The sequence below is a fragment of the uncultured Tissierella sp. genome, from assembly GCF_902479755.1.
GTDB classification, from domain to species: domain Bacteria; phylum Bacillota; class Clostridia; order Tissierellales; family Tissierellaceae; genus Tissierella; species Tissierella carlieri.
This window is the reverse complement of record NZ_CABSQO010000005.1, coordinates 11,473-24,655: the sequence shown is the minus strand read 5'-3', so window position 1 is coordinate 24,655 and position 13,183 is coordinate 11,473. Positions and strand designations below refer to the sequence as shown.

Below are 13,183 nucleotides of genomic sequence, written 5' to 3'. Positions count from 1 at the left end.
ATAAAACAAAATACTATTGTGGAGGTATGATTATTTATGAACTTTAATCTATCAGCAAAAGGGTTAAGGATTGCCCCTTCAATTACATTGGAGATTACGGCAAAAGCAAAGGCTATGAAGGATTCTGGAATAGATGTTATTAGTTTTGGGGCTGGCGAACCAGATTTTAACACACCAGAAAATATTCAACAAGAAGGTATTAGAGCAATAAAAGAAGGTTTAACTAGGTATACTCCAGCTTCTGGAATAGTTGAATTAAAAAAAGCCGTATGTGAGAAATTTAAAATAGATAATGGTCTAGAATATAAACCAAGTAATATTATAATATCCAGTGGCGCAAAGCATTCTATACATAATGCTTTAATGGCAATATTAAATCCTGGAGATGAAGTTATATTTGCTACTCCATATTGGGTAAGCTATCCAGAGTTAGTAAGATTAGCTGATGGAGTTCCTGTTTATATAGAAACAAAGGAAGAAAATGATTTTAAATTCAATGTAGATGATTTGAATAAAGTTTTAACTGATAAAACTAAAGCAATTATATTAAATAGCCCTAGTAATCCAACAGGTTCCATTTATACTGAAGAAGAGCTAAGAGCAATAGCTGAATGGGCTGTTAAAAATAACATCTTCGTTATCTCTGATGAAATATATGAAAAATTGATATATGATGATAATAAACATGTTTGTATTGCTTCTTTTAATGAAGACATAAAGAGATTAACAATACTTATAAATGGTATGTCAAAATCCCATGCCATGACTGGATGGAGAATTGGATATGCAGCTGCTCATGAAGAAATAATTAAAGTAATGAGCAATATTCAAAGTCATGCAACATCTAATCCTTGTTCAATATCTCAATATGCCAGTGTAGTAGGTCTTACAGGAGATCAAAACAGTGTAGAAGAAATGAAAAAACATTTTGTAGAAAGAAGAAACTACATGGCTGATACAATCAATTCAATTAAAGGATTAAGCTGTAGAAAACCTCAGGGTGCTTTTTATATAATGGTTAATTTTACACAGTTATTAGGTAAGACTATTAAAGGACATGCTATAAACTCCTCTATGGATTTTGCCAATCTACTACTTGATGAAGGTAAGGTAGCAGTAGTTCCAGGAATTGCTTTCGGAGATGATAAATATGTAAGATTATCTTATGCAACATCTATGGAAAACATAAAAAATGGATTAGAAAGAATTAAACAGATAGTAGAGGAATAAAAATAAATTTAATAGAAGAGAAAAAGTTAACATAATGTATTTATGTTAACTTTTTTATTTTCTCTTCAACTTATCGAATCAAGTATACATAATTAAATTATGTATACTTGATTCGATGCTATAAAACTTTTTAAATCGCCCATGCAACAAATCGATCATCGTAATATACTCACAGTCATGGATGCATACTAACAAACAAAATAATTTTAGCAGGATAATGAATATCAAGCTCAAGTTTACATATTTAAATAAATTTTTTATACAACTTGAATTTTCGACCTCGTAGAATCGCTTTTAAGCTCTTTAAAAAGCACAACTAATGTATTTGTGTTAGCTTTAATCGAAATCAGTTATACAACCTCATTAGCAGCCTTTAGCTTTGAACTATATGTTTTACCATTCTGAATTTAATTGAACAGCTTATTTTTAGATAAAAAGCAGATTAATATATAGTTTATTTTATATTTATATATTCAGGGATAGAGATATATAAATATTTGCTTCAAAATTATATTATTTGTAGAAAAATAATTATATTATTTAAAAGGTTATTTAAATTGATTTTTGGATAATTTTGGTGTAAAATATTATTAGTCACAAAATAGTTATTTTGTGACTAATATAGTGCGAAAAGAGGGAGATAATGAAAGATATACCGTTAATCCTAGAAGATTACTTAAATTATATGGAAACCATTAAAGGGGCTTCCCCTAATACTGTAAAAGAATATTTTTTTGACTTGAGAACATTTTTTAGATTTATCAAATTGAGATATAAACTTGTTGACCATGATCAACCATTTGACGAAATTAACATCTCGGATGTCGAGCTAGATTTAATTAAAAAACTAAGCATTCAAGATCTACACGCCTATATCTCATACGCAGACAAAAAACGAGATAATAAGAACTTTACCAAATCTAGAAAGGTTGCATCCCTTAGATCTTTCTTTGATTATCTCTATTCCATAATAAACGTAATAGAGAAAAATCCTGCTGAAGCTTTAGAGTTTCCAAAAAGAGATAATAGGCATCCTGCTTATCTTACTTTAGAACAATCGGAACTACTATTAAATATAGTGTTAGAAAACAATAATGAGGAATATCGAAAAAGAGATTATGCAATAATTATGCTATTTTTAAATTGTGGCCTACGACTATCAGAATTATCTAGCATGGATATTGATAAAATTAAAGACAGTGATACTTTATCTATTATCGGAAAAGGAAACAAGGAAAGAACCATTTTCTTAAATGATGCTTGCATATCGGCCATAGAAGAATATTTAAAAGTTAGACCTAAAAATCCAATAGATGAAAAAGCTATGTTTATAAGTAAAAGAAAAAATAGAATGAGCAATCGAGCTATACAGCATATGATTGATAGATATTTGGAAAAAGCCGGATTAGATACTTCTATATATTCTACCCATAAGCTAAGACATACAGCAGCTACATTGATGTATAAATATGGCAATGTAGATATTAGAGCCCTACAAGAGATTTTAGGACATGAATCAGTATCTACAACCCAAATATATACTCATATCGATAACGAAAGGCTAAGAGATGCAGTAAAAAGCAATCCATTATCTACTAGGACTAATAAAAAGAATTGAGAATATATTCTCAATTCTTTTTTATCAAGTCATTTATTTTAAGTAAATTAACATATTATTTTTATGTCAACTCATCATTTATTTGTAATTGGAATTTTTATCATATCTCCAGGATATATGTATGAATTATCCATTTCATTAAATTCTTTAATATCATATATCATCTTCCTTATATCTGTTTTTTCCGGAAGATAGTTTAAAGCAATATTCCATAGTGTATCCCCTTCCACTACCTCAATCTCCCTATAGTTAACTCTATATACCGAACTATGAGCTTTATTATTTAATAGCAAAGTAAATAATAGGATTGATATAACTGCAAATACAGATGTAATAAAAAAGTAAAATCTTCTTCTGTTAACTATCTTATACCTCTTCTTCATAACAGCACCTCGCACATTAGTTCTGAACGACCGTTCTAAATACATTCTACACAAACATAGGTTCCTTGTCAACAGTTTTTTCCAAAAAAATCGAACCTTTGTTTGAAATATTTTTACTTATATGATATAATAAATAAAAAATCAGTATTATTATTAATTATATGAATGAGGGGTGTATTTTATGTACGAAGACTTAACTCAGAAACAAATTGAAATTTTATTATATATAAAATCAGAGGTTCAAAGGCAAGGTTACCCACCAGCTGTTAGAGATATTTGCAAAGGTGTTAATCTAAAGTCTACTTCAACGGTTCATAGTCATTTAGAAAAACTTGAAGCCAAAGGTTATATTAGAAAGGATCCTACGAAGCCAAGAGCTATCGAAATACTTGATAAAAATGATGATTTTTTACTGACTTCTAAAAAAACTGTCGATATACCTATTTTAGGAAAGGTAACTGCTGGCACTCCAATCTTAGCCGTAGAAAATATCGAAGATACTTATCCCATACCATTGGAATTGGTGGAAGGACATGATGTATTTATGCTCAAAATTCAAGGCGAAAGTATGATTGATGCAGGAATCCTAGATGGAGATCTAGTTTTAGTAAGAGAGCAGAAAGCTGCACTAAATGGCGACATTGTAGTAGCTTTGCTGGAAGACGAAGCTACAGTTAAGAGATTTTTTAAAGAAAAAGATAAAATAAGATTACAGCCTGAAAATCAATTTATGGAGCCTATATATACTAAGGATGTATCTATTTTAGGAAAAGTTATTGGATTGTTTAGAAGGATTTAAAAATAGCAGGATTAATATCCTGCTATTTTCTATTCTAATACCTTAGTCTTATCAATTAAATTTCCTCTATATAAATTATTTAAGGATTTCATGGTGCCTAGCTTGCAGTGTTCATATGTTAAACCACCTTGATAATATGCAAAATAAGGCTCCCTTATTGGTCCATCAGCACTAAGTTCAATAGATGATCCTTCTATAAAACCTCCCGCTGCCATAATAACTTTATCTTCGTATCCAGGCATATCCCAAGCTTCAGGGACAACATATGAATCTACCACAGAAGCAGCTTGAATCCCTCTACAGAACTCAATAACCCTCTCAGGACTATTTAACTGTACTCCTTGAATTATGTCAGACCTTAAATCATCAACATCAGGAACCACATTGAATCCTAATTCCTTATATACAGCTGCTACCAATAATGCCCCTTTAACCGCCTCCGATACTATATGAGGAGCTAAAAAAAGTCCTTGCAATGTAGATCTTGTAGTACCGAATGTAAGTCCACATTCTTTTCCAAGTCCTGGAGCTGTTAGTCTATTAGCCACTTGTTCTACTAAACTAGATTTACCTACAATATATCCTCCTGATAAGGCAATTCCTCCTCCTGGATTCTTTATCAAAGAGCCTGCCATAATATCAGCTCCTACCTCCGTTGGCTCTCTAAATTCAAGAAATTCTCCATAACAGTTATCAACCATAATAATCACATTTTTGTTATGCTCCCTAATACTTTTAATTGCAATTTCAATTTCTTCAATTGTTAATGCTCTTCTATCACTATATCCAGTAGACCTTTGAATCATAAGTATCTTAGTATCCGGAGATATATTTTTTATCACTTCTTCAATGTCTATAGTATTCCCTTTTAGAGGAATTTCTTTATATTTAACTCCATATTCCATTAAAGTACCAGACATATCGCCTTTAACTCCTATCACCTTTTGAAGAGTATCATAAGGAGACCCTGTTATGGCTATAAGCTCATTACCAGGTCTTAAAAGACCAGAGAGTGTTAAGGTAAGAGCATGGGTCCCTGAAGCAATAGCAGGCCTAACTAGAGCATCCTCCGTATTAAATACATTGGCATATATTTGCTCTACTTTATCTCTTCCAATATCTCCATATCCATATCCAGTTGTCCAGTTAAAGTCTGTAGATGATAATCTGCATTCTTGCATTGCATTTATAACCTTATATTGATTATATTCCTTAATCTCATCAATTTTATTAAACTTATTTAAAATTAACTTTTCTTTTTTATTAATAAATTCAATAATTTCTTTATCCAAATCAAATTGTTTACATAATCTATTTATGGTTAACTCGTTCATCTTATTTCACCTTTCTATTTTATAAAATACAAAAGCCCCTGATAAATTCAGAGACATTTGCAAAACTAAAAATATTTAAATAAAAGAGGCCTCATATGGGACCTTAATATATCTAATATATTAAGGAAGCCTTTTTTGAAATCCATATACGGAAAAATTCCAATCAAAAAACTGGTAAAAAAGAGAGCTTTCCTATGGATTATAAAAAATTAGTTATCTAAGTCTATCTGCTTCATAGGTATTATTGTTGAAATAGCATGTTTATATATTAATTGTTGTTTCTCTTCACTTTCCAAAATTATAGTGTAATTATCAAATCCTTTTACTTGACCTTTTATTTGATAACCATTAACTAAGAATATTGTTATTCCTATTCCATCTTTACGAGCCTTGTTTAAAAATACATCTTGTAAGTTTATATTTTGCTTCACCTATATCCCTCCCTTATTTATTAATTATAATCTTATCTTTAGAATAGTCAATTATATATTGAGTTAAATCATCAAGGGTAAAAAATTCATCTACATTCACCCATTTAATTCTATTATCTCTTCTAAACCATGTCAATTGTCTTTTAGCATAATTTCTTGTACCCTGTTTAATCATTTCTATAGATTTGGCCAATGAAATATTGCCTTCTAAGTACATGATAATTTCTTTATATCCAATACCTTGCATAGATACAAGTTCCTTACTATAACCCATCGATAAAAGTTTTTTTACTTCCTCCATAAGTCCTTCTTCAATCATTATATCTACTCTAAGATTTATTCTATCATATAATTCCTTCCTATCCATATTTAATCCAATCATTACTAAATTATAATCTTCTACTGGCTTTCTAAAATTCTCATTATACTCAGACATTAGCTTACCTGTTATTTCAAATATTTCTATTGCCCTGATTATTCTTTTTCTATCATTAACACTTATTTTCTCAGCGCTTTTCACATCTATTCTCTGTAGTTCTTGATGTAAATATTCATTTCCATATTTATCTCCTAGAGATTCAAGTTTATTCCTAATCTCATCATTTGGTGCCACTTGAGTGAAGTTTAGACTATACACTAGTGAATTAATATATAATCCTGTTCCACCTGCAACAATAGGAATCTTATTTCTACTATTTATATCTCTAATCAACTTAATTGCATTATCTTTAAAGTTTGCTACGGTGAAATCTTCATTGGGTAATACTATATCTATTAAATGATGAGGAATATCATCCATCTCTTCTTTAGTAATCTTAGCTGATCCTATATCCATATATTTATATATTTGCATAGAATCAGCTGAGATGATTTCTCCATTCATTTTCTTTGCTAATTCAATAGATAAAGCAGTCTTTCCAATAGCTGTTGGTCCTATTAAAATAAATAAATTATCTTTATTCTTCATTCTATCATCCTTTTACATGATCCTTAAAAACGCCTTTTCTATATCTGTCTTACTCATTTCTAGAACTGTCGGTCTGCCATGTGGGCAACTATGAGGATTATTGCACCTTTTCAGCTGCTCAAACAAACTAAACATCTCAATTTCACTCATATGATCTCCACTTTTAACAGCCTTAGTACAGGCTAATTTCATAATCTTTTCCAGCTTAGTATCATAATTACTTTTAATATTATTAATATTATCAAGTAAATCATAAAACAATTCTCTAATATTTGGCACTCCAAAGACTAAAGGAACAGATCGGATAACCACACTATTATTTCCAAACTCTTCAATGTCAAATCCCAGTTTTTTAAAAATCGATATATTTTCTAGGAAATCGCTCATTTCTGAGTTTGTTAATTCTGCAATTTCTGGAATTAAAAGTTGCTGGGCTATTATATTTTCATTGCTATATTCTTCTAAATATTTTTCATACATAACCCTTTCATGGGCTGCATGTTGATCAATAAAATATAATTTTTCATTAACTTTATCATCAGCAAGTATATAGGTGTTAAAGATTACTCCTATTGGCTCTATGTCTGAAAGAATATTTTTAATATCATCAGGACTGTCATCAACCTCTGATCTTATACTAGCTCCATGAGATTCATTTAGTTTTTCAATACTTTCGTTAGATGGAATTACCTCCCTGCCAATATCTTCCCTGATTAACAATTCATTTTCTAATCTCATACTAGATCCATGAGGTTCATTTAGCTTTTCTTCTTCAAATATTGATTTACGAGTAAAGTCCTTAACCACGATATCATCTTGTATATTAGCATTAGTATTCATAAATAATAGTGGAGGTTTTTCTTCCTTAATCTTTTCCTTAGTCTCCTTAAAACCTACTTTAGGTACAGATAATGAAGGATACAATGTGTCCTTAATAGCTTTATCTATTACTGAAAATATCTCGGATTGATTAGCAAATTTAATCTCTTGCTTAGTAGGATGTATATTTACATCTATAGTACTAGGATCTAGTTCTATAAAAAGAATAAAACAAGGAAATCTATTTAGTGGAATGAGAGATTTATAGTGATTTTCTATAGTATTCGATATATTAATATTATTTATATATCTTCCATTAATATAAATATACTGATGATTTCTATTGCTTCTATATAAATTATTATTAGATATATATCCATGGAGATGAATCCCATATTCTTCAAAATCAATTTGGACTAAATTATTAGAAAACTCCTTCCCTAAGATGCTATATATATGTGTTTTCATATCATTATTTTTTGAAGTCTTTAAAACCACTTTATCATCTCGTATAAATTTAAATGAAGTATTTAGATTTCCAAGAGCTACCTTATATACTATATCAGAAATTTGATTAGATTCAACCAAATCTGATTTTAGAAATTCTTTTCTAACTGGCAGATTGTAAAATAAATCTTTTACGATAAGTGTAGTACCTTTGGGACATCCTACAACTTCTTTAGATTTAATTTCCCCTTCTTCAACTATAGCATGAATACCTCCTACGGCATTACTGGTTTTAGTCATAACTTCCACCTTTGAAACATGAGATATGCTTGCTAAAGCTTCACCTCTAAATCCTAAAGATTTTATTCTATATAAATCCTCAATAGTAGATAGCTTTGATGTTGAATGTCTTTTAAAAGCTAAGTTCAAATCTTCGTCCTCAATACCATCTCCATCATCTGTAACTCGAATATAAGATTTTCCACCATTTTTAATTTCAATTATTATATTTTCTGAATTAGCATCTAGGGAATTCTCTATTAATTCTTTAACTATAGATAACGGTCTTTCAATAACTTCTCCTGCAGCGATCTTTTGTATAGTTATATTATCTAATAGTTTAATCTTACCCATTATTATCTCCCCTTAGTTTTTTTGCATCATCTCTTAAATTATAAAGAATGTTTAAGGCATCCCTAGGCGTGATACTATCTATATCTAAATTTAAAACCTTATCAAGATAATAATCTTTCTTATAATCTATTAAATTTAATTGTTTAGGCTCTTCTTTAGGTATATTATTAATATTAATTTGATGATTACCTTCAATCAATGACAATATCTCATTAGCTCTGTCAATAACATCTCTATTTATCCCAGCTAATTTAGCAACTTCTATCCCATAAGATCTATTAGTACTACCTTCAACTATTTTTCTTAAAAATACAATTTGATCTCCTTTTTCTTCTGCAGCTATTGTTAAATTCTTTATACCTTTATTTTTTGCTTGAAGCTGAGTTAATTCATGATAATGAGTTGCAAATAGAGTTTTTGCTTTTATAACATTAGTAATATGCTCTACTATAGCCCATGCTATACTTAAACCGTCATAGGTACTTGTTCCTCTTCCTACTTCATCTAAAATAATTAAACTATTCTTAGTAGCAGATCTTATTATATTAGACACTTCATTCATTTCAACCATAAATGTACTCTCACCTTGAGAAAGGTTATCTGCCGCTCCAATTCTAGTAAATATTCTATCTACTACGGATATATTTGCACTACTTGCTGGTACAAATGCACCTATATGAGCTAAAAGGGTAATGATAGCGACTTGTCTCATATAAGTAGATTTACCAGCCATATTTGGACCAGTAATTATCTGCACCATATTATTTTTTGTATCTAAGTAGGTATCATTAGGTATAAATAAATTATTTTCAATATTATTTTCTACTACGGGATGTCTTCCATCTACAATATGAATTATTCCCTTTTTATTGAAATTAGGTTTAACAAAATTCAATTTATATGCTACTTGAGCAAAAGCATTTAATACGTCAACTTGAGAAATTATCCTACTTGCATTTTGGATTCGTTCAATGTTTTTCTTGACTTTATTTCTAATATCACTAAAAATTTGGTATTCCAAATCTAAGGATTTAACTTCAGCACCTAATATCTTATCTTCCATATTTTTTAATTCTTCAGTATAATATCGTTCAGAATTAGTTAAGGTCTGTTTTCTAATAAAATAATCAGGAACTGAAGAAATATTAGATTTAGTAACTTCAAAATAGTATCCGTAGATTTTATTAAATCCTACTTTTAAATTCTTAATACCAGTCTTTTCTCTTTCCTTAGATTCTAAAGCTGCGAGCCATTCCTTTCCGCTTAAACAAGCTTCTCTAATTTTATCTAATTCAGAATCATAACCTTCCTTTATTAATCCACCATCTTTTAAAGATATGGGAGGATTTTCATTAATTCCCTTCTCTAATAATAAGTAAATATCCTCTAATGTATCAAGACTAATTCCCATATCACCTAATTCTATGTTATCACAGTTTTTTAATATTCTCTTAAAATCTGGTAAAACAGAAATTGAAGATTTTAAAGATATTAAATCTCTTGCATTGCAATTTCCATTAGATATTTTACTAGCCAGTCTTTCAATATCGTATATTTGCCTTAAAATTGATTTAATATCATCCATAATTACAATATTATTAAAAAAGTATTCTACAATACTATTACGCTTTTCTATTTCAGCTATATTTACTAAAGGCTGCTCTAACCACTTCTTCAAAAGTCTTCCACCCATAGATGTAGATGTTTTATCTAATAATCCAATTAAGGCACCTTTCCTATCCTTTTTTATGATTGTTTCATGAATTTCAAGATTTGCTCTAGTGCTTATATCTAATATCATATAGTTATTTGGCTTATAATAAGATATGCTGTTAATATGCTCCAGAGAAGACTTCTGAGTTTTATATAGATAATCTATTAATTTACCTGTAGCGATAATAGAATATAATCTATTATTTAATTCTATTTGCTCTAAGGTTTCAACATCAAAATGGCTCAAAACCATAGATTTCCAATCTTTCTTTGCTATCTCATCTTCTTTATAAATATTAATATATGGATTAATAGTATTTTTCAAAATCTTTAGAATCTTAGTATTTCTGCTAAATACATCATTACATATAATTTCAGATGGGAGTATTTTACCCAGTTCATCTATAAGAAAAGAATTGATTTCATCTCCTTCTCCTATAAGTTCAGTAGTATACATTTCCCCAGTTGAATTATCAACATAGGAAATTCCTAGTCCCAGATTATCCAAATAGATAGATACTAAATAATTATTAGATTTTTCATCTAGAATAGTTTGATCTGTTATAGTTCCAGGAGTAACAACCTTAATTACATCTCTTTGCACAATTCCCTTGGCTAATGCTGGATCTTCTATCTGTTCACAGATAGCTACTTTATATCCCTTTTCAACTAATCTAGATACATATGAATCCGATACATGATGAGGTACTCCACACATAGGAGCCTTTTCACTCATGCCACAGTCCCTTTGAGTTAAGGTTATTTCTAATTCTCTTGAAGCAGTCAAAGCATCATCAAAGAACATTTCATAAAAATCGCCTAATCTAAAGAAGAGTATACAATCTTCATATTGTTTTTTTATACTCATATATTGTTGCATCATTGGTGTTAAATTTTCCAAAAATTTTCCTCCTTTTTAAAGAGAACCATATTAAACTAAACTGCCCTCAAGTGTAAAAGTTTTAACATTTTCAATTTTTACACTCACTATAGAACCTATGAGATCCTCATTTCCTTTAAAATGCACAAGCTTATTGTTTCTTGATCTTCCTGTTAAGACTTCAGTATTATTTTTACTTACTTCTTCTACTAGCACTTCTAATGTTTCACCAACTAGTTTTTGATTTAACTCTAAAGCAATTTCGTTCAATGTATCTGTTAATCTTTGAAATCTACTATGTTTAACTTTGTCATCTATTTGATTTTCCATCTTTGCAGCTTTGGTACCCTCTCTAATGGAATATAAAAAAGTAAAAGCTGAGTCAAATCTTACCTCTCTTACTAATTCTAATGTATCATTAAAATCTTCTTCAGTTTCTCCTGGGAAGCCAATAATAATATCTGTTGTAATCGAGATATTTGGAACTAATTTTTTTAGGTTATTGATAATCTTTAAATAGCCTTCTCTAGTGTAATTTCTATTCATTTCTTTTAAAACCTTATTGCTGCCTGATTGGACCGGAAGATGCAAATGTCCGCATAGTTTATCTAAAGTAGCGTAACAATTAATCAATTCATCCGATAAATCTTTAGGATGAGATGTCATAAATCTAATTCTTTCAATACCTTCTATTTTATTGATATCCTTTAGTAGATCCGTAAAACTATAGTCAGTTTTTAAAGTTTTGCCATATGAATTCACATTCTGTCCTAATAAAGTAACTTCTTTACATCCATTCTTAGCTAATTCTTCTATCTCCTTAATTATATTTTCAGGCTCTCTACTATTTTCTCTTCCTCTAGTATAAGGTACTATACAATATGTGCAAAAATTATTGCATCCGTACATGATATTGACAAATGCCTTATATGAATACTTTCGATTGGAGTTGATATTTTCGATTATTTCTCTACCATCTTCAAATATATCCACAATAGTCTCGCCTGTTTGTAAATGATTATTAATCAGTTGTGGCAGCTTATGGATATTATGGGTTCCAAATATTATATCTACATGTTTATGCTTGGATAATATAACATTCCTAGCCTCTTCTCTTTGCATCATACATCCACAAACTGCAATCATCAAATCAGGTTTCTGCCTTTTTAATTGCTTTAAAGAACCTAAATTTCCGTACACTTTAACTTCTGCATTTTCTCTAACTAAGCAAGTATTATATATTATAAAATCGGCTTCTTCGATATTTTGAGTTTCAATATAGTTCATATTTTCTAATATCCATGAAATTTTTTCCGAATCATGCTCATTCATTTGACAACCATAAGTTTTTGTAAAGAAGGTTTTTTGCTTTTCTACCATTTTGAAATTCACCTCATAAAAATATTTGTATAATTATTATATCAAATATTAGAACATAAAAAAAGAGCTAGGAAAATCAAGGAGGGAAGTAATGTTATAAACGAGACAATAGGCTCTCTACCATTATTCTTTACATTAGATTTTACTTATATAGTTCAATATTCGAATTAAAACTCCTTCTTTTTAGAGAAAAATTTTTAAATAAAAAAATATTATTTTGAAATCTACTTTAGTATTAATCGTTATATTTATCTTCATATTTTATATCACATAATTCCATTAAATTAATACAATAGCATTAAGCATATATCTATATTTATTTAATTCTATCTCTAGGTCCTGTATGTTTTTCCTCCCAAAAAGAAAAACCCAAGGATTTAATTTTATTCTCCTTGGGCTTCTAAAGCCTCTATCTATAATTTTATAATTACAATATCAATAAAAATATCGTACAATTTTTTTCGCGATAATATAGTATTTCAATCAAATATTTAGTTTTGACAAGTATGACGTTTAATATAAATTATGTGTATTAGCACTATGTTTTTA

10 protein-coding genes are annotated in these 13,183 nt (G+C 29.2%); 3 read left to right on the top strand and 7 right to left on the bottom strand.

What is annotated here, in order from left to right; all coding sequences use genetic code 11:
• Nucleotides 1-36 precede the first annotated feature (36 nt).
• Together RDK80_RS04020 and RDK80_RS04015 are read left to right on the top strand one after the other, a co-directional pair.
• Nucleotides 37-1,230: a pyridoxal phosphate-dependent aminotransferase gene (locus RDK80_RS04020; RefSeq protein ID WP_308523549.1), complete on the top strand. Its 1,194-nt coding sequence runs from the start codon at nt 37-39 to the stop codon at nt 1,228-1,230.
• Between the two features lie 643 nt (nt 1,231-1,873).
• Nucleotides 1,874-2,848, top strand: a complete 975-nt coding sequence (locus RDK80_RS04015) for a tyrosine recombinase XerC (protein ID WP_094900141.1) — start codon at nt 1,874-1,876, stop codon at nt 2,846-2,848.
• Between the two features lie 74 nt (nt 2,849-2,922).
• On the opposite strand, the gene RDK80_RS04010 is transcribed toward RDK80_RS04015, so the two are convergent.
• Nucleotides 2,923-3,231: a LysM peptidoglycan-binding domain-containing protein gene (locus RDK80_RS04010; protein ID WP_308523548.1), complete on the bottom strand. Its 309-nt coding sequence runs from the start codon at nt 3,229-3,231 to the stop codon at nt 2,923-2,925.
• 181 nt (nt 3,232-3,412) lie between these two features.
• Here RDK80_RS04010 and lexA point away from each other — a divergent pair, with 181 nt between their 5' ends.
• The gene (lexA, locus tag RDK80_RS04005; protein ID WP_308523547.1) at nt 3,413-4,030 is read left to right on the top strand and encodes a transcriptional repressor LexA; all 618 of its coding nucleotides are present in this window, start codon (nt 3,413-3,415) and stop codon (nt 4,028-4,030) included.
• A gap of 29 nt (nt 4,031-4,059) precedes the next feature.
• Here the strand turns inward: lexA and RDK80_RS04000 are convergent, their stop codons facing one another.
• The 6 genes from RDK80_RS04000 to miaB form a co-directional block, all read right to left on the bottom strand.
• Entirely contained in the window at nt 4,060-5,364 is a 1,305-nt protein-coding gene (locus tag RDK80_RS04000) for a methionine gamma-lyase family protein (RefSeq protein ID WP_308523546.1), read from the bottom strand.
• A gap of 209 nt (nt 5,365-5,573) precedes the next feature.
• Nucleotides 5,574-5,795, bottom strand: a complete 222-nt coding sequence (gene hfq / locus RDK80_RS03995; protein WP_094900145.1) for an RNA chaperone Hfq — start codon at nt 5,793-5,795, stop codon at nt 5,574-5,576.
• 13 nt (nt 5,796-5,808) lie between these two features.
• On the bottom strand, nt 5,809-6,762 hold the full coding sequence (gene miaA, locus RDK80_RS03990; protein WP_308523545.1) for a tRNA (adenosine(37)-N6)-dimethylallyltransferase MiaA: 954 nt from the start codon (nt 6,760-6,762) through the stop codon (nt 5,809-5,811).
• A gap of 12 nt (nt 6,763-6,774) precedes the next feature.
• A complete protein-coding gene (gene mutL, locus RDK80_RS03985; protein WP_308523544.1) occupies nt 6,775-8,661 on the bottom strand; it encodes a DNA mismatch repair endonuclease MutL in 1,887 nt (628 codons plus the stop codon).
• The gene (mutS, locus tag RDK80_RS03980) at nt 8,654-11,275 is read right to left on the bottom strand and encodes a DNA mismatch repair protein MutS (RefSeq protein WP_308523543.1); all 2,622 of its coding nucleotides are present in this window, start codon (nt 11,273-11,275) and stop codon (nt 8,654-8,656) included. The genes mutL and mutS overlap by 8 nt, the downstream gene beginning before the upstream one ends.
• Before the next feature lie 30 nt (nt 11,276-11,305).
• Nucleotides 11,306-12,634, bottom strand: coding sequence for a tRNA (N6-isopentenyl adenosine(37)-C2)-methylthiotransferase MiaB (miaB, locus tag RDK80_RS03975; protein ID WP_094900149.1), 1,329 nt, complete (start codon nt 12,632-12,634; stop codon nt 11,306-11,308).
• Nucleotides 12,635-13,183 lie beyond the last annotated feature (549 nt).

Coding starts and splice junctions, on each gene's coding strand:
- miaB (WP_094900149.1), bottom strand. CDS start 12,634: ATGGTAGAAAAGCAAAAAACCTTCTTTACAAAAACTTATGGTTGTCAA.
- RDK80_RS04010 (WP_308523548.1), bottom strand. CDS start 3,231: ATGAAGAAGAGGTATAAGATAGTTAACAGAAGAAGATTTTACTTTTTT.
- lexA (WP_308523547.1), top strand. CDS start 3,413: ATGTACGAAGACTTAACTCAGAAACAAATTGAAATTTTATTATATATA.
- RDK80_RS04000 (WP_308523546.1), bottom strand. CDS start 5,364: ATGAACGAGTTAACCATAAATAGATTATGTAAACAATTTGATTTGGAT.
- RDK80_RS04020 (WP_308523549.1), top strand. CDS start 37: ATGAACTTTAATCTATCAGCAAAAGGGTTAAGGATTGCCCCTTCAATT.
- mutL (WP_308523544.1), bottom strand. CDS start 8,661: ATGGGTAAGATTAAACTATTAGATAATATAACTATACAAAAGATCGCT.
- RDK80_RS04015 (WP_094900141.1), top strand. CDS start 1,874: ATGAAAGATATACCGTTAATCCTAGAAGATTACTTAAATTATATGGAA.
- miaA (WP_308523545.1), bottom strand. CDS start 6,762: ATGAAGAATAAAGATAATTTATTTATTTTAATAGGACCAACAGCTATT.